General features: G+C 71.4%; 21 protein-coding genes. 10 read left to right on the plus strand and 11 right to left on the minus strand.

What is annotated here, in order from left to right:
• Positions 1-7 precede the first annotated feature (7 nt).
• Positions 8-715, plus strand: a complete 708-nt coding sequence (locus QZ749_RS13840) for a YoaK family protein (protein ID WP_296947877.1) — start codon at positions 8-10, stop codon at positions 713-715.
• 126 nt (positions 716-841) lie between these two features.
• On the opposite strand, the gene QZ749_RS13845 is transcribed toward QZ749_RS13840, so the two are convergent.
• Together QZ749_RS13845 and QZ749_RS13850 are read right to left on the minus strand one after the other, a co-directional pair.
• On the minus strand, positions 842-2092 hold the full coding sequence (locus QZ749_RS13845) for a lipopolysaccharide biosynthesis protein (RefSeq protein ID WP_296947880.1): 1251 nt from the start codon (positions 2090-2092) through the stop codon (positions 842-844).
• A 154-nt stretch (positions 2093-2246) separates the two neighbouring features.
• Positions 2247-3080, minus strand: coding sequence for a metallophosphoesterase (locus QZ749_RS13850; RefSeq protein ID WP_296947882.1), 834 nt, complete (start codon positions 3078-3080; stop codon positions 2247-2249).
• 145 nt (positions 3081-3225) lie between these two features.
• Here QZ749_RS13850 and QZ749_RS13855 point away from each other — a divergent pair, with 145 nt between their 5' ends.
• Positions 3226-4068 (plus strand): alpha/beta fold hydrolase, encoded by an 843-nt coding sequence (locus QZ749_RS13855; protein ID WP_296947883.1) that lies wholly within the window; start codon positions 3226-3228, stop codon positions 4066-4068.
• A gap of 146 nt (positions 4069-4214) precedes the next feature.
• On the opposite strand, the gene QZ749_RS13860 is transcribed toward QZ749_RS13855, so the two are convergent.
• From QZ749_RS13860 to QZ749_RS13875, 4 genes are all read right to left on the minus strand, one after another.
• A complete protein-coding gene (locus QZ749_RS13860; protein WP_296947886.1) occupies positions 4215-4871 on the minus strand; it encodes a response regulator transcription factor in 657 nt (218 codons plus the stop codon).
• A 47-nt stretch (positions 4872-4918) separates the two neighbouring features.
• Positions 4919-5311 (minus strand): response regulator, encoded by a 393-nt coding sequence (locus tag QZ749_RS13865; RefSeq protein ID WP_296947888.1) that lies wholly within the window; start codon positions 5309-5311, stop codon positions 4919-4921.
• Positions 5295-5555 (minus strand): XapX domain-containing protein, encoded by a 261-nt coding sequence (locus QZ749_RS13870; RefSeq protein WP_296947890.1) that lies wholly within the window; start codon positions 5553-5555, stop codon positions 5295-5297. Before QZ749_RS13870 ends, QZ749_RS13865 begins: the two co-directional genes overlap by 17 nt.
• Before the next feature lie 271 nt (positions 5556-5826).
• Positions 5827-6519 carry a hydrolase gene (locus QZ749_RS13875; protein ID WP_296947892.1) on the minus strand — a complete coding sequence of 231 codons (693 nt, stop codon included), beginning with the start codon at positions 6517-6519 and terminating at the stop codon, positions 5827-5829.
• A gap of 183 nt (positions 6520-6702) precedes the next feature.
• On the opposite strand from QZ749_RS13875, the gene QZ749_RS13880 reads away from it, so the two are divergent.
• The gene (locus QZ749_RS13880; protein ID WP_296947893.1) at positions 6703-9759 is read left to right on the plus strand and encodes a sensor histidine kinase; all 3057 of its coding nucleotides are present in this window, start codon (positions 6703-6705) and stop codon (positions 9757-9759) included.
• Between the two features lie 76 nt (positions 9760-9835).
• Here QZ749_RS13880 and QZ749_RS13885 read toward each other — a convergent pair whose 3' ends face one another.
• Positions 9836-10762, minus strand: a complete 927-nt coding sequence (locus QZ749_RS13885) for a LysR family transcriptional regulator (protein ID WP_296947894.1) — start codon at positions 10760-10762, stop codon at positions 9836-9838.
• Positions 10763-10874: 112 nt separating this feature from the next.
• On the opposite strand from QZ749_RS13885, the gene QZ749_RS13890 reads away from it, so the two are divergent.
• The 6 genes from QZ749_RS13890 to QZ749_RS13915 all read left to right on the plus strand — a co-directional run bounded on the left by QZ749_RS13890 (position 10875) and on the right by QZ749_RS13915 (position 17586).
• Positions 10875-12089 (plus strand): MFS transporter, encoded by a 1215-nt coding sequence (locus QZ749_RS13890; protein ID WP_296947895.1) that lies wholly within the window; start codon positions 10875-10877, stop codon positions 12087-12089.
• Between the two features lie 129 nt (positions 12090-12218).
• On the plus strand, positions 12219-13097 hold the full coding sequence (locus tag QZ749_RS13895; protein ID WP_296947897.1) for an AraC family transcriptional regulator: 879 nt from the start codon (positions 12219-12221) through the stop codon (positions 13095-13097).
• Between the two features lie 119 nt (positions 13098-13216).
• Positions 13217-13555 (plus strand): CzcE family metal-binding protein, encoded by a 339-nt coding sequence (locus QZ749_RS13900; protein WP_296947898.1) that lies wholly within the window; start codon positions 13217-13219, stop codon positions 13553-13555.
• A gap of 116 nt (positions 13556-13671) precedes the next feature.
• A complete protein-coding gene (gene ppk1 / locus QZ749_RS13905) occupies positions 13672-15825 on the plus strand; it encodes a polyphosphate kinase 1 (protein WP_296947900.1) in 2154 nt (717 codons plus the stop codon).
• Positions 15791-16264 (plus strand): histidine phosphatase family protein, encoded by a 474-nt coding sequence (locus QZ749_RS13910; RefSeq protein ID WP_296947902.1) that lies wholly within the window; start codon positions 15791-15793, stop codon positions 16262-16264. Before ppk1 ends, QZ749_RS13910 begins: the two co-directional genes overlap by 35 nt.
• Before the next feature lie 200 nt (positions 16265-16464).
• Entirely contained in the window at positions 16465-17586 is a 1122-nt protein-coding gene (locus tag QZ749_RS13915; protein WP_296947905.1) for a Gfo/Idh/MocA family protein, read from the plus strand.
• 104 nt (positions 17587-17690) lie between these two features.
• Here QZ749_RS13915 and QZ749_RS13920 read toward each other — a convergent pair whose 3' ends face one another.
• Positions 17691-18635, minus strand: coding sequence for an SMP-30/gluconolactonase/LRE family protein (locus tag QZ749_RS13920; RefSeq protein WP_296947908.1), 945 nt, complete (start codon positions 18633-18635; stop codon positions 17691-17693).
• 124 nt (positions 18636-18759) lie between these two features.
• On the opposite strand from QZ749_RS13920, the gene QZ749_RS13925 reads away from it, so the two are divergent.
• Positions 18760-19422, plus strand: a complete 663-nt coding sequence (locus tag QZ749_RS13925) for a CCXG family PEP-CTERM protein (RefSeq protein ID WP_296947911.1) — start codon at positions 18760-18762, stop codon at positions 19420-19422.
• Positions 19423-19599: 177 nt separating this feature from the next.
• On the opposite strand, the gene QZ749_RS13930 is transcribed toward QZ749_RS13925, so the two are convergent.
• The 3 genes from QZ749_RS13930 to QZ749_RS13940 all read right to left on the minus strand — a co-directional run bounded on the left by QZ749_RS13930 (position 19600) and on the right by QZ749_RS13940 (position 23471).
• The gene (locus tag QZ749_RS13930; RefSeq protein WP_296947914.1) at positions 19600-20028 is read right to left on the minus strand and encodes a response regulator; all 429 of its coding nucleotides are present in this window, start codon (positions 20026-20028) and stop codon (positions 19600-19602) included.
• A gap of 172 nt (positions 20029-20200) precedes the next feature.
• Entirely contained in the window at positions 20201-21655 is a 1455-nt protein-coding gene (locus QZ749_RS13935; RefSeq protein ID WP_296947916.1) for a Ppx/GppA phosphatase family protein, read from the minus strand.
• Between the two features lie 106 nt (positions 21656-21761).
• Positions 21762-23471: an alkaline phosphatase family protein gene (locus QZ749_RS13940; RefSeq protein WP_296947919.1), complete on the minus strand. Its 1710-nt coding sequence runs from the start codon at positions 23469-23471 to the stop codon at positions 21762-21764.
• Positions 23472-23546 lie beyond the last annotated feature (75 nt).

Below are 23546 nucleotides of genomic sequence, written 5' to 3' on the forward strand. Positions count from 1 at the left end.
CTTCCAGATGGTCAAACCCACTGACCTGACGCTCGGCGTCTGCCTCGGCCTGATCGCCGGCTACGTCGACACGGCCGGCTTCGTGGCCCTGTTCGGGCTGTTCACGGCCCACGTCACCGGAAACTTCGTGCTGATCGGCACCGAGCTGGCGCGTCCCTCCGGCGGCCACGTGCTGCTGCTGAAGTTCCTGGCGGTGCCGGCCTTCGCGGCCGGCGTGATCGGCGCCCGCCTGCTCGACTTCCGCTGCGCGCGCCTGCACCACAACCCGGCACGCCCGCTGCTGCGCCTGCAGCTGCTGCTGCTGGTCGGCTTCACCGTCGCCGGCATCGTCGCCACGCCGTTCAAGGATGCGCGCGAACCGCTGGTGCTGCTGTGCGGCATCCTGGGCGCGGCCGGCATGGGCGTGCACAACGCGGCCGGCAAGCTGCAGTTCGGCCGCCTGGCGCCGACGACGGTGATGACCGGCAACGTCACGGAATTGCTGATCGACATGACCGACATGGCCAGCGGCCGCGCCACCCAGGCGGTGCGCGAGCGCTTCGTCAAGTTCTTCTGGCCCGTGCTGGCCTTCGCCCTCGGCTGCATCGCCGGCGGCACGGCCTATGTGTGGTTCGGCTTCTGGTGCATGCTGCCGGCGCTGGTGCTGCTGGCCTTCCTCAGCCTGCTCGACTGGCCGATGCCGGCGGCGGCGCCCGCCGCGGCCAAGCCGGCCTGACGCCGGCCAGCAGCAACAAGGGCCGCGGCCGCGGCCGCGGCCGTGGCCTTCCCTCCGGGAACCGGGCGCATGCGCCGGCTTTCCCTTTGCCCGTCCTGCCGCGGCCACGGCGCGGCGGGCGTTTTTTCACGCGAACGCGCGGCCGCGCAGCGAATACTGGTGCGACAGGTACAGGTAGACGAGGTACAGCAGGCAGCGCCCGGCGGCGTAGCCGAGTATGCCCTGGTGAAACGACAGCGGCGCGCTGAACGCGACGAGCGTCACCAGGAACAGCGCCAGCTGCCATGCCAGTTCCATCTTCTGCTTGCCGACGACGAAGAACACGTAGCTGAGCGGACTGGCGACGAAGTTCAGGAAGCACAACGGCGCCAGGATGCGCGCCAGCTCCCCGGCCGGCCGCCAGCCCGGGCCGAACAGCCAGGCGAACAGCGGCGGCGCGAACAGCAGCAGGACCAGCGTCGGCAGCACGGCCAGCAGCAGCAGCGCCCGGAACGCGGTGCGATAGGCGCCACGGCAATTGCCGACCGACTGGAACTCGCGCACGGCCTGGCGCTTGAACACGTCCAGCACGGACGCGGCCACCAGCGACACCGGGGCCGCCAGCACGCGCTGGGCCAGCGCGAACAGGCCGGCCGCCGCCACGCCGTGGTGGATGCCGATCATGAACAAAGGCAATTGCCCGGTCACGGCATTGAGCAGGCTGGACGGCAAGGAAAAGCGCCAGAACGCCTGGTGCCGGGCCAGGCAGGCGCGCTGTTCCCGGTCCAGCGCGAGCCGCAGGCGGGCGGCGGGCGGCGACAGCAGCCGCCGTCCCGCCCACAGGCCGGCGCCCAGCCCGATCAACTGCCCCGCCAGCAGGGCGCCGCCGTCCAGGCCCGCGTACAGCAGCGCGAGCTGGCTGGCGGCGATCGCGCCGGCCTGCAGGATCTTGGCCCTGGCCGCCTTGCCGAAGCGCTCCTGCGCGGCCGCATACGCCAGCATCGTCTGCATGCAGGCCGTCAGCCAGGTGCCGGCGCCGATGGTCAGCAGTGCGAAGCAGGACATGGCGCGTGGCGGCGGCAGGTCCAGCAGCCACGCCACGCCCGCGAGCAGCGTCAGCGCCAGCGCGACGGCGGTGGCGCTGTACACGACGATCCCGAAGCAGAGCCGCTGCCGCCGCCGGTCGTGCTCGACGACCATGGCGGTGTCGATGCGCAGCGTGGCGGCGATCGAGGTCACGGCGACGACGCCGAGCCAGACGCTGAAGCCGCCCAGCTCGGCCGGCGTGCACAGGCGTGTGAGCAGGGGCGCCGCGAGCATCGGCAACAGTTGCGCACCGGCCGCACCGAGCAGGACGGTAACGACACTGTTCCAGAACGCGGACCGCGACACGTGCATGGGCTACCCTCTGGATCCGGCGGATCCGCAGCACGGCCGCACGACGGGGAATCCGTCGCGACGGCCTGCGGCCCATGGTAGGCCGGCGCCCGTGGCGGCCCTTCATCCACGTCGAACGGCCCATGTAAAAACGTGTAAAGACACGGCGCCGGGCCTACAACGCGATCACGAGTCCGGGCCGGAAGGCCTCCTGCTCGCCCTTGCTGGCATAGCCGAGTGGATTGGCGACCACGCGGCAGGCGCGCTTGCGGCCGTCGACCTCGGTGTCCGCCACGTAGTCGTTAGCGCAGTGCAAGTGTCCATGCATCCAGACGTCGGCCAGCGCCAGCATGTCGTCGAGCGCATTGCAAAAGCCCGCCGTGCCCGGCGTCAGGCCGTAGCGCGGATCGGCGCTGCGCAGGCTGGGCGCGAAATGGGTCACCGCGACGGTACTGCCGTCGAACGGCGCGGCCAGCGCGGCGCGCAGCCAGGCCTGGCAATCCAGCGCCATGGCGCGCTGCTGCTCGGCCAGCACCGGATGGCCGTCGCGCAGCGTGGTGTTCTTGCTGAGGTAATAGTTGGCCGCCCGGAACGCTTTTTCGCGCATCCGCAGGCGCTTGTCGGGATCCGGCTCGCGGCCGGCCAGCGCGTCGAAGTCCGCCCACAACGTGGTGCCGACGAAGCGCACGGCGCCGATGACGATCGTCTCGCGATCCAGCCATTCGATGCCCAGCTGCGCGCAGGTGGCGCGCAGGCGCGCGTAGGCCGCGTCGTGGTCGAGCGCGTCGAATTCGTGGTTGCCCGGGACGTACAGCACGCGCGCGCGCGGCGCGTCCGCGCGCCGCGGCGAGAAGCGGCCCAGGCCGAAGTCGTCGCTGCGCAGGCGCGAGTTCGACTGGTAGGAGCCGATGTCGCCGGCGAGCACCACGACGTCGGTGTCCGGGGCGATGTGGGGAACGAAATCGGGATAGCGTTCGAGGTGCAGGTCGGAGAAAAGCTGGATGCGCATGGCAGCCAGTATAGCGTCCCGTCCGGCGTCCCGGGCGCGGCGCGCACGTTTGCGCGGGATCGCAGCGGCGCCACGGGCGGCGAACCCGGCGCGGACGGCCCTGTCTGACCCCGACAGCCACCCATTTCAACGAACGGAGCGTCGCATGCACAACGACAGGTTCACCGACTACGTCACCACCGGCGACGGCGTGCGCATCTTCTACAAGGACTGGGGCAGCGGCACCCCCATCGTGTTCTCGCACGGCTGGCCGCTGAGCGCGGACGACTGGGACAACCAGATGCTGTTCTTCCTCGGCCAGGGCTTTCGCGTGATCGCCCACGACCGGCGCGGGCACGGCCGCTCCAGCCAGGTATCCGGCGGGCACGACATGGACCACTATGCCGACGACCTGGCCGCCGTGGTGCGGCACCTGGACCTGCGCGGCGCCATCCACGTCGGCCACTCGACCGGCGGCGGCGAGGTGGTGCGCTACCTGGCCAGCCACGGCGAGGAGCGCGCCGCCAGGGCCGTGCTGATCGCTGCCGTGCCCCCGCTGATGCTGCGCACCGACGCCAATCCGGAAGGCCTGCCTATCGACGTGTTCGACGGCCTGCGCGCCCAGCTGGCCGCCAACCGCGCCCAGTTCTACCGCGACATCGCGGCCGGCCCCTTCTACGGCTACAACCGTCCCGGCGCCGAGCCCCGCGAAGGCGTCATCGCCAACTGGTGGCGCCAGGGCATGCAGGGCGCGGCCAAGGCCCACTACGACGGCATCGCCGCCTTCTCGGAAACCGACTTCACGGCGGACCTGCGCAAGCTGGCGCTGCCGGTGCTGGTGCAGCACGGCGACGATGACCAGGTCGTGCCCTACCGAGCCTCGGCGCCGCTCACCGCGCGCCTGCTGCAGCGCGGTACGCTCAAGACCTATGCGGGATTTCCGCACGGCATGCCGACGACGCATGCGCAGCGTATCAATGCGGACATCCTGGCGTTCATCCGGGGCTGATCGGAAACGCGCAACCGGCCGCCCTTGCCGCAAACCCGTCGCCCCGGCGCCGGCCGGGGCCGAATTTGCGCGCAGCACGGCAACGCTCGCAACATGGGACCCCGGCCTGCGCCGGGGCGACGGGCGCGGTGCCACGCCACCCAACGTCAGCGCCGGCGGGTGCTCTCGATGCCGAGCTTCTCGGCCATGCGCACCAGCTCGGCCAGCGTGCGCGTGCCCATCTTCTGCATCAGGTTGCGCTTGTGGACCTTGGCCATGATCTCGCTGATGCCCATCTCGTCGGCGATCTGCTTGTTGAGCAGGCCGCCGATGGCCAGCGCGAACACTTCGCGCTCGCGCGGCGTCAGTTGCGCGTGGCGCTGGGACAGCGCGTCGGACTCGCGCCGCAGCGCGATGCGGGACGCGTCGGCGGTCAGCGCCTCGCCGACCGCGCCCAGCAGCGCCTCGGGATCGACCGGCTTGGTGAGGAATTCGTTGGCGCCCGCCTTCATCGCCGCCACCGACAGCGGGATCGTGCCATGGCCGGTAAGAAAGATGACCGGCAGCGCGAGGTGGCGCTGGGCCATGTGCTGCAGCACGCTCATGCCGTCCAGCTGCGGCATCTGCATGTCGAGGATCAGGCAGGCCGGCACGGTGGGCGCCGGCGCGGCCAGCAGTGCGTTCGCGTCGGCGAACGCGTGCACCGCATAGCCCGCGGATTCGAGCAGGTCGGCCAGGCTGCGGCGGATGGCGGGGTCGTCGTCCAGTACCATCACCACCTGCTCGTCCATCGTCGCCTCCCTGTCGATTGCAGCCGCAAGCATAGCGGAAATCGGCGGGATGTGTCGGGAAAGCAATCGGGTACGGAACGTCACCGGGGAGCCCCCCGCTGCGGGATCGAATCGATCAGCGCCAGCAGGCATTCCGGGTCGACGGGCTTGCGCATCAGCGCGAGCGCGCCGGCGCCCCGGGCGCGGCCGTCGAGCGACGGATCGGCGTCGCCGGTGATGAAGATCAGTTGCAATTGGGGCGCGCTGCGCCGCAGCGACGTGCCCAGGGCGAAGCCGTCGGCATCGTCGAGGTGGATGTCGAGCACGGCGCAGTGCGCGCCGGCCGGGTCGGCGCCGGCCAGCAGCGCGGCGCCGCTGGCATAGCCTTCGGCCTCGTAGCCGGCGGCGCGCAGCAGCCACAGCACGCCGGTACGGACCGCCTCGTCGTCGTCGACGACGAGGACCGGGGACGCGGCTTCAGGCGGCGGGGTCATGCGGCGCCTGGCGGGGCGCTTCCACCCCGCTGATCCTGGACACGCACTCGCTGCGGAACCACGAGATCGTGACCGGCTCGCCGGAGATCAGGCGTTTGGCGATGGGCACGGCCTGCTCGCCGACCAGCATGCCGAACAGGCCGATCAGGGCGATCGCCGGCGGGGCCGGGGAACGCACCTGCAGCAATGCATAGATGCAGCCGACCAGCAGGCCGACCGCCAGTGAAACCAGGTAGAACTTCATGATCCTTCCTGTCCTTGAAGATGCCGGGCCGGACGGCGTTGCCGGCCGGGAGCCCGCGTGGCGGAGGGGTTCGCGCCAGCGCCGCCGACGACCGGCGAGCGTGCGACGCTACCGGTGCTTCGGCAGCCTGGGCCGAACCTTCTCCTGCCGCGCGGACTCCCGGGGGCGCGCCGGCCTGGCGTGGGGAATCCCGGCCGCCGGTGGCGGCCGGGGACGTCCTGTTGCGCGAACCGCGGCCGGGGATGGCGGGCCGCGGAACCCGTCCGTCCGCTCAGCGGATCGGCGCCGCCACCGGCGCCAGCACCTCGTGGCCCGGCTGGGCGCGCTGCGGCGTCTTGTGCACCATCGTGTAGGCGTAGTCCACGCCCATGCCGTAGGCGCCCGAATGCTCCTTGGCGATCTTCGTGACGGCATCGTAGGTGTCGCGGTTCTTCCAGTCGCGCTGCCATTCCAGCAGCACCTGCTGCCAGGTCACCGGCACCACGCCGGCCTGGATCATGCGCTGCATCGCGTAGTCGTGGGCTTCCTTGGTGGTGCCGCCCGAAGCGTCGGCGACCATGTAGATCTCGTAGTCGCCTTCCAGCATCGCGCACAGCGCGAAGGTGGTGTTGCAGACCTCGGTCCAGAGGCCGGCGACGACGACCTTCTTGCGGCCGTTGGCGGCCAGCGCGTCGCGCACCTTCTGGTCGTCCCAGGAGTTCATCGAGGTGCGCTCGAGGATCGGCTTGCCCGGGAACACGTCCAGCAGTTCCGGGTAGGTGTAGCCCGAGAAGCTTTCGCTCTCGACGGTGGTGATGGTGGTCGGGATATTGAACACGACGGCGGACTTGGCCAGCGCGACGACGTTGTTCTTCAGGACCTGGCGGTCGATCGACTGCACGCCGAAGGCCATCTGCGGCTGGTGGTCGATGATGATCAGCTGGCTGTTCTGCGGCGTCAGCACTTCGAGTTTTGGATTGCTCATTTGAATGTCCTCGACAGGGATAGGGAGGCGGTGGCGCGGCACCGGAAACCCGGCGCCCGATGCGCACCGGCCAGGGCATGGTAGTTCGACCGCCAGGGCGTCACCAGTATCCGTTCGTATAGCTGATCGCGCGCCGCGCATGCATGGCGCGCATACTTCCCTTAAAATATTTACATGCATTTCATGAACCTCCCCTGCCCGTCCCGCGCCGTCCTGGCCGCCGGGATCGCCCTTCTCTGCCTGTCCGCCGGCCCCGCCCATGCCCTCGATCCGCGCGTCCCGCTCGACCACCTGCACCACGACGCCTGGACCAGCAAGGACGGCATGCCCGGCGACGTCTGGGACATGGCGCAGGGCGCGGACGGCACGATGTGGTTCGCCACGACCTCCGGCCTGTACCGCTTCGACGGCGTGCGCTTCGAGCACGTGCGCGCGCTCGGCGGCGCGGCGCTGGGCTCGAACGTGCTGTCGGCGCTGCGCACCTTCCCGGACGGCACGCTGTGGATCGGCCACCGCTACGGCGGCCTCGACGTGTGGGACGGCGGCACGCTGCGCCACTACGGCGCGGACGCGGGGCTGCCGCCCGGCGCGCTGCGCGCCATCGAGCGCGACCGCGCCGGCCGGACCTGGGCGCTGGCGAGCCAGGGATTGCTGTACCTGGACGGCGGGCGCTGGCGCATGGCCGGCCCGCAACAGGGCCTGCCGGGGCTGGCGGCCGACCTGTGGCGCGCGCCCGACGGCACGCTACTGGTGTCGGACGAGACGGCCGTGTACCGGCTCGATCACGCCGCCCTGCGCTTCGCCCCGACCGGTATCGCGGCGGCCGCCGACGGCCTGCTGGCCGCTCCCGACGGCGCGATCTGGAGCGACGCGCGCCAGGGCCTGCGGCGCATCCCGGCCGCGCTCGCGCCCTTCGCGGGCGGGACGGCCGCCGCCAGCCTGCCCACGGCGCGGGCGCACCTGTTCGACCGCGACGGCAACCTGTGGGCCGCCGGCAGCACGCTGACGCGCACGGCGCCGGCGGCGCTGGCCGGCCGTGCCGGGGTCGCGTTCGCGGATGGCGAACGGCTGGCGCGGCCGGAGCGACTGAGCAGCGCCACCGTCAAGACGCTGCTGGAAGACCGCGAAGGCAATCTCTGGCTCGGCACGCGGCGCGGCGTCGACCGCCTGCGCCACGATCGCCTGCTGCCGGCCGGCCTGCCGCCGGAAAGCGGCTACATCGGCCTGGCGCTGGATGCGGCCGGCACGCCGTGGATCGCCGCCAAGCTGGCCGACCGCTGGGGGCTGTGGCGGGCCGGCGCCGACGGCCTGCACGCGCAGCCGCAGCCGGACGGCGAGATCGTCACGCTCGCCAGCGGCGCCGACGGCGCCCTGCTGCTCGGCGGGCACCGCCACATCGAACGGCGCAGCGGCGCGCGGACGGTACGCATCCCCTTCCCCGACGCGGTCAGGCAGCACGGCAGCCCGTACGACGGCGCGCGCCTGCTGCTCGACGACGGCCCCGCGCTGTGGGCGTCGTTCGCGCGCGACACGCTGTACCGCCATGCCGACGGCGCCTGGCGCCGCGCCGACGCGTTCGGCCTGCCGCGGCGCGCCCCCAACGCCATCGCGCGCGACGCCCGTGGCACGGTCTGGGTCGGCTACGACAACGAGGTGTTCGCGCTGGACGGCGCGCGCCCGCGCCGCTACGGCAAGGCCGAGGGGCTGGACACGGGCGTGACCGGCACCCTGTACGACGCCGGCGGCGTGCTGGCGATCGGCGGCGACCGCGGCCTGGCGCTGTTGTCGGGCGGGCGGGCGCGCCCGGTGGAGGGGCCGCAACCCGGCATGCTGGCCGGCGTGACCGGCATCGTCATGACGCCCGACGGCGACCTCTGGCTCAACGGCAGCAAGGGCCTGGCGCACGTGCGCGCGGCCGACTGGCGCGCGCTGCTGGCCGACCCGGGCCGCACCACCGTCGAGGCCGAGCTGTTCGATGCGCGCGACGGCTATCCCGGCATCGCCCACTTCCGCGTCGGCCAGCCCTCGCTGGTGCTGGCCCGCGACGGCCGCCTGCTGGTGGCCGCCACCGACGGCGCGGCCTGGATCGACCCGCGGCGCCTGTACCGCAACCGCGTGGCGCCGCCGGTGCGGCTGCGCGCGCTGGCGGCGGACGGCCGCGCGCTGGCGCTGCGCGACGGCATGGTGCTGCCGGCCGGCACCCGCAACCTGCAGATCGACTACATGGCCGCCAGCTTCACGATGCCCGAACGGGTGCGCCTGCGCTACCGCCTGGAAGGCGTCGACGCCGGCTGGCAGGACGCCGGCACGCGGCGCAGCGCCTACTACAACCGGCTCGGGCCGGGCGACTACCGCTTCCGCGTGCAGGCCGTCAACGAGGACGGCGTGTGGAACGAGGCCGGCGCCACGCTCGCGTTCGCGATCGCGCCGACCTTCGTGCAGGGCATGGCGTTCAAGGTGCTGTGCGTGGCGGCGGCGCTGCTGGCGGCCTGGCTGCTGCACCGGCTGCGCCTGCGCCGCGCCACGCGCCAGCTGCGCCGCCTGCTGCGCGAGCGCGCCAACGAGCGCGAACGCATCGCGCGCACGCTGCACGACACCCTGATGCAATCGGTGCAGGCCCTGCTGATGCTGTTCGAGGCGGCGCGCGACCGCCTGCCACTGGACAGCGCGTCGCGCCCCCCGCTCGACCGCGCGCTGGAGCAGGCCCGCTTCACGCTCGGCGAAGGCCGCGACGAACTGCACGCGCTGCGCGGCGCGGGCCGCCCGGCGGACGACCTGGCCGCCGCGCTGGCCCCGCTCGGCCGCATGCTGGGCGAGCAGTACGGCGTGCGCTTCGACGTCGCCGTGCACGGCCGGCGCCGCCCGCTGCGCGCCGAGGTGGCGAAGGAAGCCTGCTTCATCGCCCGCGAGGCGCTGCAGAACGCGTTCCGCCACGCCCGCGCCGCCGCGGTGGCGCTCGAACTGGACTACGGCGCGGATGCCTTCCTGCTGCGCGTGCGCGACGACGGCCGCGGCATCGGCGACGCTGCCGCGCGGCCCGGCCACTGGGGCGTGCCGGGCATGCGCGAACGGGCCGCGGCGATCGGCGCGCGCATCGCCATCGCGCCGGCTCCCGCACCGGGCCACGGCACGCTGGTCGAACTGCGCCTGGACGCGCGCGCCGCCTACGCCACGGCGCCGCGGCGGCGCTGGGCGCGGCTGGCGGGGTGGCTGCGGCCGGGCGGCGCGGCCGGACGCTGATCGACGCCCGCTCGCGTTGCGGCCGCGCGCGCTGCGCCGGCACCGCCGCCGGCAGGCACGGCGTGCCGGCGCCGCGTCATGCGGGCGCTGCCTGCCGCCGCAACGCCGGCTCGGCCTCGAACACCTCCTCCAGCCACTGCGCGAACGCGCGCAGCTTGGGCACCAGCATGCGCCCCTGCGGGTACACCAGCGACACCGGCATCGGCGTGCTGGGGTAGTCGGCCAGCACCTCGACCAGCGCGCCACTGGCCAGGTGCGGTCGTACCTGGTAGGCCGCGGCCTGGATCAGGCCGATGCCCTGCACGCCGCAGCAGACGTAGGCGTCGGCATCGTTGACGGCGACCGGGCCGTCGACGTCGATGCGTTCCAGCTTGCCGTCGACCAGGAAGTCCCAGGCGAACGGCCGGCCCGTGCGGCCGGAGAACTGGACCACCGCGGGCATGCCGCGCACGTCGTCCGGCGTGCGCGGCATGCCGTGGCGGGCGAGCAGCGCCGGCGCCGCGCAGGTGACGAAGCGCATGCTGCCCAGCGCACGCGCGACCAGCGCCGAATCCTGCAGCGCGCCCACGCGCAGCGCGCAGTCGATGCCGTCGCGGGTCAGGTCGGCCAGGCGGTCGCCGAGGCTGACGACCAGTTCCACCTCGGGAAAGGCGGCGCGGAACGCATGCAGGCGCGGCAGCACCACGTTGCGGCCGACGGCGCCCGGCAGGTCGACCCGCAGCCGGCCGCGCGGCACCGCCGCCGGACCGCCGCGCAGGTCCGCCTCGGCGGCGTCGATGGCGGCCAGGATCTCGACGCATTTCGCATAATAGTCGGCGCCGTCGGTCGTCAGCGACAGGCTGCGCGTGGTGCGCTGGAGCAGCCGCCGGCCGAGGTAGGCTTCCAGCTTCTGGAGGGTGGCCGTGAGCGCGGCGCGCGGCAGGTCCAGGCTTTCGGCCGCGCGGGTGAAACTGTTCGCCTCGACGATGCGCACGAACGTCTGCATTGCCTTGATCCGGTCCATGGGCGCCTCATTGTTCATATAAAGTGAAAAGTATAAGCGGTCCCGGCCCGGATGATCTTTGCGCCGCGCCTGCCTAGAATGGCTGCATCGATCATCCACTCATGGAGCAATCATGAACAAGCCGAATGCACTGCCCGACATCTCGCGCGGCATGGTGCTGCTGCTGGCCATCGCCTGCGGCGCCATCGTCGCCAACATCTACTATGCCCAGACCCTGGTCGGGCCGATCGCGGCCGCCACCGGCCTGTCGAACGAAGCCGCCGGCCTGATCGTCACGCTGACCCAGGTCGGCTACGCCGCCGGCCTGCTGTTCGTCGTGCCGCTGGGCGACCTGCTGGAAAACCGCCGCCTGGTGCTGACCGCGCTGGGCTTCACCGCCGTCGCCCTCGGCGCCGCCGCCGTCAGCAGCAGCGCCGTGGTGTTCCTGGCCGCCTCGCTCGCGATCGGGCTCGGCTCGGTCGCCGCCCAGGTGCTGGTGCCGTTCGCCGCCCACCTGGCGCGCGAGGAGACCCGCGGCCAGACCGTCGGCAAGGTCGTCAGCGGCCTGCTGCTGGGCGTGATGCTGGCCCGTCCGGCCGCCAGCCTGATCGCCGACCACCTCGGCTGGCACGCCGTGTTCGGCATCGCCGCCGCGCTGATCGTGCTGCTGGCCGTCGTGCTGCGCCTGCGCCTGCCGCAGCGCGTGCCGGCCCATGCGCTGTCCTACCCGGTGCTGATCGGGTCGCTGTGGAAGCTGTTCGCCACGACGCCGGTGCTGCGCCGCCGCGGCGCCTACCACGCCGCCCTGTTCGGCGCGTTCAGCCTGTTCTGGACGGTCGCGCCGCTGGCCCTGGCCAGCCAGTTCCACCTGTCGCAGACCGGCATCGCCGTGTTCGCCCTGGTCGGCATGGCCGGCGCCGTGGCCTCCCCGCTCGCCGGGCGCCTGGCCGACGGCGGCCACACCCTGGTCGCCACCGCCGCCGCGCTGGCGCTGGGCATCGCCGGCTTCGCGCTGCCGCTGCTGGCGCCTGCCAGCGGCATGCTGGGCCTGGGCGTGCTGGTGGCCGCGTCGATCGTCCTCGACATGGCCGTCGCCGGCAACCTGGTGCTGGGCCAGCGCGCCATCTTCAGCCTCGGCGCCGAAGTGCGCAGCCGCCTGAACGGCCTGTACTTCGCGATGTTCTTCGCCGGCGGCGCGGCCGGGTCGGCGCTGGGCGCCTGGATTTACGCCAGGCACGGCTGGCACGGCGCCCTGCTCGCCGGCCTGGCGATGCCGCTGGCCGCGCTGGTGTACTGGAGCGGCGAATGGATCGGGCAGGCGCGCAAGCACGAGATGCCCGCAAGATAAGTGCATGATGGACGGCATTCCATTACAATGCCGTATGCACAACACCCCTCCCGACCTGTCCCGGCGCCGCAAGGCGCCGTCGGCGTTTGCCCTGCCCGTTTCCGCCTCCGTAACGGGGGTGCCCGCGCCATGATGAGCCTCGACGACCTGAAGGACCTCGCCCGCCGCCACGCCGGCACCGGGCCGGACTGCGCGGTCCCCGGGCTGCGCGTGCACAGCCGCACGGCGCCCTCGGAACCCGTGTGCGGCATCGAGGAGCCGGCCTTCGCCGTGATCCTGCAGGGCCGCAAGCGCACCACGGTGGCCGGCCGCACCTTCGAATACGGCCCGGGCGACTGCCTGATCGTGTCGCTGTCGATGCCCTCGGTGGGCCAGGTGATCGGCGCCAGCGAGGACGAACCCTACCTCGGGATCGGCCTGACGCTGCGCCCGGCCGACATCGCCGGCCTGCTGCTGGAAGCCGACAGCGAGGCCTGCCTGCAGGCCGACGCCGGCCCGTCGGCGGTGCACGCCGCCTCGCCGCAGCTGCTCGACGCGCTCGGACGGCTGGTGACGCTGCTCGACCGGCCCGAGGACGTGCGCATCCTGCGCCCGCTGCTGGAGCGCGAGATCCTGTGGCGCCTGCTGAACGGCCCGCACGGCCCGATGCTGCGCGAGGTGGGCAGCGTCGACAGCCGCGCCTCGCGCATCGGCCGCGCCATCCGCTGGCTGCAGCAGCACTATGCCGAAACCGTCTCGACCCAGCAGCTGGAGACGGTCAGCGGCATGAGCGCCTCGACGCTGTTCCGCCACTTCAAGGAATTCACGTCGATGAGCCCCCTGCAGTACCAGAAGCAGATCCGCCTGCACGAGGCGCGCGCCCGCCTGGCCGCCAGCAGCCGCGACGTGGCGGCGGTGGCCTACCAGGTCGGCTACGAGAGCCCGTCGCAGTTCACGCGCGAGTACACGCGCATGTTCGGGCGCCCGCCGCGCGACGACCTGAAGCGGATGCGCGAGCAGGTCGCCTGAGCGGCGCGCCGCCCGTGGCCCGGCGCCGGATGACAGCGTTGTCATCCGCGCGTCACGCTCCCGACAGCGCCGGTTTCCTACACTGTCCTTCATCGCAACCCACCATGAAGGAGCACACCATGAAAGCCGCCACCACCCTCGCCGCCGTCGCCATCCTGTCCCTGTCCTGCGCCGCCGCCGGCGCCGCCCCGCTGCGCGCCGATGCCGCCGGCTGGGGCATGCCGGCCGCCGACGCCGCCGCCGGCCGCACCGTCGTGCTGCGCGACGGCGCGCGCTACCTGAACGTCAGCGACGGCGAGACCGTGCGCGTCGTGCACGACGGGCGCAGCTTCACCTGGACGTTCAGCGCCCCTGGACGCGACGGCGTCGTCGCCCTCGACCGCGTCGCCCCGCAGGGCTTCGACACGATGCCGGTGCGGGTCTACGTGGCGCCGAACCCGCTGTACACGAACGGCTGAGCACGGGGCGCGGCGCGCCGCCGCGTAACATTCCGGCAAGGTTGCCTGCGTTCTGTCACAATCCTGTCATCTTCGGACTCTACACTTGCTTGCCACTAGTGAAATCTTTCCGAAAAATGGATGTGAAGTCGAAAACGGACGAGGTTTCCGCCTCGCTTCCGCAGGTACCGCCTGCGCCCTTCCTCAACCGCGAACTGTCGCTGCTCGAATTCAACCGCCGGGTCCTCGAAAACGCCGAGGACCCCAGGCTGCCGCTGCTCGAACGCCTGCGCTTCCTCACCATCGTCAGCAGCAACCTGGACGAGTTCTTCGAGGTGCGCGTGGCCAGCCTGCTGGCCCAGCACCAGGAACAGGGCGACGACGCCACCATCGACCTGATCGACGCCAGCGAGGAATGCCGCCAGATCATCGGCCGCCAGTACGCGCTGCTGAACAACGAGATCCTGCCGCAGCTGTCCGCCAACGGCATCCACCTGCTGCGCCGCTCCGACCGCAACGCGGCCCAGAAGGCCTGGGTCAAGCAGTACTTCGACAAGGAAGTGCGGCCGCTGCTCACGCCGGTCGGCCTGGACCCGGCGCACCCGTTCCCGCGCGTGATCAACAAGAGCCTGAACTTCATCGTCGAGCTGGCCGGCAAGGACGCGTTCGGGCGCGGCACCGGCATCGCCATCATGAAGGCGCCGCGCGTGCTGCCGCGCCTGATCCGCCTGCCGGACAACCTGTCGGACAAGCCGGGCGCCTCGTACTGCCTGCTATCGTCCGTCATCCAGGCCCACATGGCCGACCTGTTCACCGGGCGCGAGGTGGTGTCCTATTCGCAGTTCCGCGTCACCCGCAACAGCGACCTGTGGGTCGACGAGGAAGAGGTCAAGAACCTGCGCCAGGCGCTGCAGAGCGAACTGCACAGCCGCAACTACGGCTTCGCGGTGCGCCTGGAAGTGGCGCGCGGCTGCCCGAAGCACCTGGCCGACTTCCTGCTGGACCAGTTCGCGATCGACCGCTCGCGCCTGTTCAGCGTGGACGGCCCCGTCAACATGGGCCGCCTGCTCGAGATCGCCAACAGCAATGCGCGCCCGGAACTGAAGTTCCCGCCGTTCTCGCCCGGCTTCCCGCCCAAGCTGGCGACCTACCAGGACATCTTCGCCGTGCTGGGCAGGCAGGACGTGCTGCTGCACCACCCGTTCCAGTCGTTCCAGCCGGTGATCGACTTCGTCCGCAGCGCCGCGGCCGACCCGAACGTGGTCGCGATCAAGCAGACGATCTACCGCGCCGGCTCGAACTCCGAGCTGATGGAGGCGCTGATCGGCGCCGCCCTGCGCGGCAAGGAAGTCACCGTCATCGTCGAGCTGATGGCGCGCTTCGACGAGGAGGCCAACATCAACTGGGCCGAGCGCCTCGAGGAAGCCGGCGCGCAGGTCGTGTACGGCGTGGTCGGCCTCAAGACGCACGCCAAGATGGCGCTGGTGCTGCGCCGCGAGCCCCTGGGCCTGCGCCGCTACGCCCACCTCGGCACCGGCAACTACAACACGACGACGGCCAGGTTCTATACCGACTTCGGCCTGCTCACCTCGGACGAGCAAATCACGGCCGACGTCAACGAGGTGTTCATCCACCTCACCAGCCTGACCCGCCCGACCCAGCTCGATGCCATCTGGCTGGCGCCGTTCATGCTGCAGAAGGAGATCGTCAAGGCGATCCGCCAGGAAGCGGCGATCGCGCGCGACGGCAAGCCGGCGCGCATCATCGCCAAGATGAATTCCCTGACCGACGAGTCGGTGATCCGCGCGCTGTACGACGCGTCCAACGACGGCGTGCGCATCGACCTGATCGTGCGCGGCGCCTGCTCGCTCAAGCCCGGCGTGCCCGGGCTGTCGGAAAACATCCGCGTGCGTTCGATCGTCGGCCGCTTCCTCGAGCACACCCGGATCTACTACTTCCGCAACAACCTCCAGCACGATGTCTGGCTGAGCAGCGCCGACTGGATGAACCGCAACCTGTTCCGGCGCGTCGAGATCGCTTTCCCGATCCGCTCGGCCGGCCTCAAGAAGCGCGTCATCCGCGAGGGGCTGCAGGTCTACCTGAAGGACAACGTCAACGCCTGGGAACTGGGCAGCGACGGCCGCTACCGCCGGCGCCGCGCGCGCGGCAGCCAGAAGCCGTTCACCGCCCAGCAGGCGCTGATGGACCTGCTGGGCGCCGCGGCGGACACGCTCGTCAACAACAAGGAACTCGACCATGGAACTGATCCTGTGGCGGCACGCCGAGGCTGAGCCGCACGTGGCCACGCGCGAGGGCGACCAGCGCCGCGCCCTGACATCGAAGGGCGCGCGGCACGCGTCGCGCGTGGGCGCCTGGCTCGACCGCCAGCTGCCCGCGCAATGCCGCGTGCTGGCCAGCCCCGCCCTGCGCTGCGTGCAGACCGCCGAGGCGCTGGGCCGCAAGTTCTCGACGCTGGAAGCGCTGAACACCGACGCGACGCCGCAGCAGATCCTGGAAGCCTGCGGCTGGCCGGACCAGCGCCTGCCGGTGGTGGTGGTCGGCCACCAGCCGCTGCTGGGCCAGGTGGCGGCGCTGGTGTTCTCCGGCGAACCGCACGAGTGGAAGATCCGCAAGGCCAGCGTGCTGTGGATCGCCCGCAAGAACGAGGAAGACCCGGCGCCCTTCATCCGCCTGGCCGTCGGGCCGGACATGGTGGGCAAGCTGCGCTGAAGGCCACGGGGCCGCAGGCCCCTCGTCCCTATGCGCGCGTACGTTCTGTCGGTTAGTTGCAGAGATGGGTCAAGCGCTCCGGATCGCCGTGCGGCCCCCGATCCGTAATACAATCCCAACGCGGTTGAAATCGATTTCCTGAAACGCGGGCGGCGCTCCCGGGCGCGCCATGCCATGACGAACACGAGGAGTTGGGGACAATGGATTGGAATCGACGCAACATCATGCTGAGCGGCGGCGCCCTGGCGGCGGGCGCCATCGGCCTGCCCGCCGGCGCGGCCGGGGCCCTGCCCGCCGCCGCGGCCGGGCGCAAGCTCGGCTACGCGGTCGTGGGCCTGGGCGGCTACGGACTCGGGATCATCGTCCCGCAATTCGCCAACTGCAGGAACAGCAAGCTGGTGGCGCTGGTCAGCGGCGACGCCGCCAAGGCGCGCAAGGTGGCGGCCGACTACGGCGTCCCCGAACGCAATCTCTACGACTACCGCAACTTCGACAGCATCCGCGACAATCCCGAGATCGACATCGTCTATATCTGCCTGCCGGTGTCGATGCATGCCGAGTACACGATCCGCGCGGCCAGGGCGGGCAAGCACGTGCTGTGCGAAAAGCCGATGGCGCTGTCCTCCGCCGAATGCGCGTCGATGATCGCCGCCTGCCGCCAGGCCGGCCGCAAATTGATGATCGGCTACCGCTGCCACTTCGAGCCGACCAACCTGGAAGCGGTGCGGCGCGCGCGCGCCGGCGAGATCGGCAAGCTGCGCTACTTCCGCTCCGAGCACGGCTTCACGTTCAACAATCCGAACGCCTGGCGCCTCAAGAAGGCGATGTCGGGCGGCGGTTCGCTGATGGACATCGGCATCTACGCCCTGAACGCGGCGCGCACCATGACCGGCGAGGAGCCGGTCGCCGTCTACGCCCAGGAAACCACCGACCGCAGCGATCCGCGCTTTCGCGAGGTCGAGGACCTGATCGGCTTCCAGCTCGAATTCCCGTCGGGCGTGGTGGGTTCCTGCATGTCGATGTACAGCGCCAACCAGAACCACATCCTGCTGGTGGGCGACAAGGGACGCATCGAGATGGAGCCCGCCACCGCCTACCGCGGCAACCGCCTGTGGGTCGGCAGCGGCCGCGGCGAGGAAGTGGTGCCCGCCCCCGGCCCCGGCGCGACCCAGTGGGCGGGCCAGCTCGACCACCTGGCCCAGTGCATCCTGCAGGACAAGGAACCGATCGTCGCCGGCGAGGAAGGCCTGCGCGACATGCGCATCATCGAGGCGATCTACCGGTCGGCGCGCGAGCAGAAGCGGATCGCGCTGCAGGCCTGAGCCGGGCCGGCCGACCCGGCGCCGTCACGCCAGCGCCGCCGCCGCCCGCCGCGGGCGGCGGCGGGATCACCCGCCGCGGCGCCGGATGGCCGCTCCGGCGCCGCTCAGTAGGGATGCCCGCCGATCCCCAGCCTGACCTGCCACAGCGCGCGCGCGCCGGTGATGTACAGCGTGCGCCCGTCCGCGCCGCCGAACGCCGCGTTGGTGACGTTGGCGTCGACGCGGATCGTGGCCAGCTCCTTGCCCGCCGGCGAGAACACGCGCACGCGACGCGCGCCGTGTTCCGTCACGTACAGATTGCCCTGGCAGTCGACCGCGAAGCCGTCCGGCCCATCCAGGCCGGTAACGAGGTCGCGCCCGGGCAGCCTGGCCGCGCCGCCCTGCACCGGATAGGCGCGCAGCACGCCGTCCAGCGCGCCCACGTACAGCGTGGCGCCGTCCGGCGACAACGCGATGCCGTTCGGGTTCCTGCGGCTGCCGTCGACCAGCGTGACGACGCCGTCGGTGCCGACCCGGTACACGCCGGTGACCGGCTGGCGGCCCGGCGCGGCGCTGCGCTGGTAATCCGGGTCGGTGAAGTAGATCGTGCCGTCGCCCGCGATGGCGATGTCGTTGGGCGAATTGAACGGCTGCCCGGCGTAGCGCGACGCCACCGGCGTGCGCGCGCCGCTGCCCGGCGCCTGGCGCAGCAGCGCCTTGTCCTTGTGGCTTGCCACGACCAGCCGGCCTTGCGCATCGACCGCCAGGCCGTTGCTGCCGCTGTCCTCGACGGCCGTGGTGACGCTGCCGTCCGGCGCCAGCCTGCGGATGCGCGAGGGGAAGGCCGGACCGTCGCCGAAGTCGGAGAAGTACAGGGCGTCGCCCACCCACACCGGTCCTTCGTACAGCGAGGGACCGTCGTGCGTCGGCGTCGCCGCGGGAATGCGCTGGGCGCGCAGCTCGCCCGAGGGCGGCGCGCCCGTGCAGGCCGGCGGTGTCGACGCGGCGAGCGCCGCCGGCGCCAGCGCGCACCCGAGCAGCAGCGACAGCGCCGCGCCGAGATTCCCCATGGAAATACTTCCGTTGCGAAACAGCCTCAAATTTCGTTCACTCATCATTTTTTTATCGTCAATTTCGCCAGATTTCGGCGCGGATGTTATATTTACGTACACGCAAACTTACCCAGGCAAAACAATGAATTCCGCGCAAACACTCTGCGTCGCCATCCTCGCCGTCGCCGCCGCCCAGGCCGATGCCAGCGTCATCACCCTGCAGACGGCGTACAGCACTGCCGGCGTCCAGGGTAGCGGAAATGCCTACCGCAGCGCCGTCGACACCGCCCTGCTGCACCAGGGCAGCGGCTACGGCACCGCCACGCTGGCCAGCTACGACAACGTCTCGAACAGCAAGCTGTTCGGCGGCGTCGACAGCAACATCGCCTGGAAGGCCACCATCGACTTCGCCGTGGCGGCCGACCAGGCAGCCACCACGTGGTCGTTCCGCGCCGGCGTCGACTTCGGCTACGGCGGCGCGCTGTTCCTGGACGGCGTCGCCGTCGATACCAAGTCCTGGGACATGTACTGGAGCAATAACTACAATAACAGCTCGCAGTATTTCCTGTACTCGACCAAGCTGGGCGCCGGCAACCACACGCTGGCCATCTACGGCCTGGAAAAGTGCTGCGACGGCGTGCAGCAGGCGCAGTTCAAGATCGGCGACGGCAACTACACGACGTTCGCCAGCACCGACGGCCTGAACCCGAAGGTCGCCGCCGTGCCGGAACCGGCCACCATCGCGTCGTTCGCGCTGGGCCTGGGCCTGATCGCCGGCCTGCGCCGCCGCGGCAAGCGCGGCTGAGCCGGCGGCCGGCCACTCCCGTCGCGCGGATCGCCGCCAGGGTTCGTGCGGCCGAACGGCAATGGTGGCAGCAAGGCCGTCGCCACGGCGCAGCGCGGGCCGACGCCGGCATGCGGCGCATGCACGCACGATGCCATCTCGCCGGTATTGCCCAGTATCGTCCAGCCGGACAGGCTCCTAGGCCGTCGCGTGCTGCCTGCTGCGCAGCGCCTCGGGCTCGGCCAGCGGCGCCGCGTCTTCCCTGCCGCCCTGCACCGCGCCGGCGCCGATCAAGCCCGCCACCGTCTCGGCCAGCAGCGGCATCGACACCGGCTTGGCGAAGAAACGCACGTCGGCCAGCATCGGCCCGGCGTCGACGGGGTTGGCGGAGATCAGGATCGCCGGCAGGTCCGGGGCCAGGTCGCGCAAGCGCGCCAGCAATTCGCCGCCGTCCATGTAGGGCATGCGGAAATCGGTGATGATGAGGTCGGCCGGATCGGCCTGGTGCAATCCCAGGGCCTCGGCGCCGTCGCGCGCCGTGGTGACGCGGTAGCCGAGCATGCTCAGGTAGCGTTCGAATACGTAACGGACGGCTTCTTCGTCGTCGACCAGGAGGATATGCCGCATGATGGAGTCGCGTCCCGGCGCTGCGCGCGCCGGGCTCGGGTGCGTTGAAGTGTGTTGAACCAATCCCGCGAATTTAACACATTTGCTCGCCAGGGAATATCGAAACTTGCTAAAAAACGAATTATAAAATGCAAGCCGGACGTCCTGGCGCACGCCTGCCCGCCCGGGCGGGTCAACCCTGGGTCACCTGGAACGCCACCCCGACCTCGCCCCAGGCGGCCGCTTCCTTCTCGAACCAGGCCGCCACCGTGGGATGCTGGCCCAGCCAGCCGCGCGGGGTCTCGACGTCGATGCGGCCCTTCATGCGCAGGCGCAGCAGGTCGACGTCGGCGTCGACGCGCGCGTGCATGAACACGGCCGCCAGGCGCAGCGCTAGCACGGCCTTGGCCAGGTCGGGCACGGCCAGCACGTCGCGCACCTTGCGCAGGTTGCCCTTCTGGCCCAGCACGATCATGCTCATCAGGCGCTGCTCGCGCGCCGTGAAGCCCGGCAGGTCGCCGTGCTCGACGATGTAGGCGGCGTGCTTGTGCGCGCCCGTGTGCGACACCGCCAGCCCGACCTCGTGCAGCATGGCCGCGCGCAGCAGGTGGTGGGTCACCGCCTCGTCCTGCGGCGCCAGGCGGTCGAACAGCTTGCGCGCGATGTTCGCCGTGCGCCCGGCACGGGCCGCGTCGACGCCGAAGCGGCGCATGCAGTCCTGGATCGCGAGGTCGCGCCGGTCCTGGCGGTTGGCGCGCAGCTCCAGGTCGGACAGCACGCCCAGGCGCAGCCCGGCATTGATCGCGTGCATGGTCTTGACGCGCAGTTCCTGCATCACGCCGATCAGGATCGACAGGCCGCCGACCATGACGATCACGCGCTCGCGCTTGACGCCCGGCAGGTCGAAGGCGTCGACGTGGCCCACGTCGATCAGCCGGTCGCGCAGCGCCAGCAGGCTGGCGTACGACATGGTGCCGTCGCCGATGCCGTTGCGGGCGATCACCTCGTTGATGGCGCGGATCGTGCCGGACGAGCCGTAGGCCGCTTCCCAGCCGTGGGCCCGGTAGCGCGCCGCCATGTCCTCGAAATGGGCGCGCGCCGCGTTGACCGAGGTCTGGAAGGCGTCCGCGCTGATATGGCCGCCCTGGAAATAGGTGGCGCTCTGCGGATGGGTGCCGGTGCTGAACGATTCGACCATGCGGATCTCGTCGCCATGGCCGGCGATGAGTTCCGTCGAGCCGCCGCCGATGTCGATGACCAGGCGCTGCTCGTGGCGCCCGGACATCGCGCGCGCCACGCCCATGTAGATCAGGCGCCCTTCTTCCTCGCCGGAGATGATCTCGATCGGGTAGCCGATGGCGTCCTCCAGGCGCGGCAGCACCCGTTCGGCGTTGCGCGCCACGCGTAGCGTATTGGTGGCGACCACGCGCACGGCGTCGAGCCGGTACTGGCGCAGGACCGCGGCGAAGTCGCCCAGCGTGCGCACCGCCGTCGCCTGCGCCTCCTCGCTCAGCAGATTGTCCGGCCCCAGCCCGGCGGCCAGGCGGATCGGGTCGCGCGCCGTGCGCACGATGTGGATCTGGCCGGCGATCGGTTCGCCGATGTGGAGACGGAAGCTGTTGGAACCGAGGTCGACTGCTGCGTACATGGTGATGGGCGAGGTGGTCCTGTCTTGATCGTAGCCGGAAGTATAGCCCGCCAGCGCGCCGTTGCCACGCGCCGCCGCCTTCCCGGCGCCTGCGTCGCGCGGCGCGTCAGCGCAGCGCCTCGGTCAGCACGCGCCCCTCGGCGGCGGCCGGCGCGCGCACCCGCAGGATGTGCGCCAGCGTCGGGGCGATGTCGACCACTTCGGCGTACTGGCCGAGCGCGCCCGGGCGGATCCAGCGCTTGCCCATGATGAGCAGCGGCACCGAGGTGTCGTAGTTGTACGGGGTGCCGTGGGTGGTGCCCTCGGCGCCGCCGCTGAAGAAGGAATACGCCGCCGGCACCACCAGCAGGTCGCCCGACAGTTCGCGGTTCCAGGCGCGCTGCATCAGCGTGGCCATGCGCGAATTCGCCGCGACGCCGCGTTCCATCTGGGTGCGGGTGAACACCTCGGCGATGCCGGGCTGCGCCAGCAGGATGCGCGCGGCGGCGTCCTCGACGTCGGCGCGCGCCAGGCCGCGCTTGTCGATGGCGGCGTAGTCGAGGTAGATCTCGGGCAGGTAGGACGTCTTCACCAGCCCGGGCGCGCCGAAGCGCTCGGCGAGCGCCTTGCCGAGTCCCGCCGTGACGGCCTTCGGGTCGATGCGCGCGGCGTCGATGCGGCGCTGGCGCGAGAATTCGGGCGTGTTCGAGAAGCCGTGGTCGGCGGTCAGCACGACCAGCACGTTGTCCATGCCGATGCGGCGGTCGAGGAAGTCGAAGAAGGCCGCGATCTTGCGGTCGACCTGCTGCAGGTGGTCGTGCGACATCCGGCTTTCCGGGCCGTAGGCGTGGTTCACGTAGTCGTGGCCCGACAGGCTGATGCCGAGGACGTCGGTGGCGCCGCTCGGATTGCTGCCCAATTGCTCGCCCTCGACGGCGGCGCGGGCGAACTCCAGGGTCAGCTCGTCGACGGCGGGACTCGTCTTGAGACGGTTGTAGTAGTCGGCCGCCGGCGCGCCGCTCTCGCTGTAGAACATGAACGGGAAGCGGTTCGGCCCCTTCAGGCTCGGCGCCGGGAACGGCGCGTCGTCCGCGTAGGCGCTGTCGGGCAGCAGCGGCGTCCACGCCTTGCCGTAGTAGCGGTCCTGCGGCTTGCCGGCGCGGAAGCGCTCGACCCAGGCCGGATGCTGCTGCATGTAGTAGGTGCTGCTGGCGAAGTCGCCGGTCTTGTCCATGAACATGTAGGCGGTGCCCGTCTTCCCGGCCAGCAGGATCGCGCCGCGGTCCTTGCCCGAGACCGTGACGACCTTGCTGCGGTTGCCGGTGGCGTAGCGCAGCTGGTCGCCGAGCGTGTCCACGCGCAGCAGCGCGGGCGACGTGCCGTCGTGCGGATCGGTCGCCGGCTCGCCGATGTAGGTGTAGCGGGTGTCCTCGGTGCAGTAGACCTGCCGGCCGTCGGCGTCGAGCCAGTTGTTGCCGATGATGCCATGGCGGTAGGGATAGGCGCCGGTCAGCACGGCCGTGTGGCCGATCGCGGTGACGGTGATGCCGTGGGCCTGGTGCGCGTTGGTGAAGCTGGCGCCCTGCTCCAGCAGGCGCCGCAGCCCGCCCTGCCCGAACTGGTCGCGGTAGCGCTGCACCTGCTCGGACGGCAGGCCGTCGATCACCATCACCACCAGCAGCCTGGGCCTGGCGACGGCTTCCTTGGTGGCCGCCGTCCCGTCCGCGCGCGCCGCCGGGGCCGCCGCCCCCGCGCCCGCATGCAGGGGCGCCAGCAGGGCCGCGCAGGCGAGCAGCGTCAGGGAAGTCTTGAGGGCGGGGCGGAAGATGGCGGGCATGGCGTCGGTGGTCTCGCGAAGCGGGTGCGGTGGATCGGGACGCCCGGGCCGCAGCCCGGTCGCCAAACCGGGCAT

It is taken from the genome of uncultured Massilia sp. (genome assembly GCF_913773735.1).
Taxonomy (GTDB): domain Bacteria; phylum Pseudomonadota; class Gammaproteobacteria; order Burkholderiales; family Burkholderiaceae_D; genus Telluria.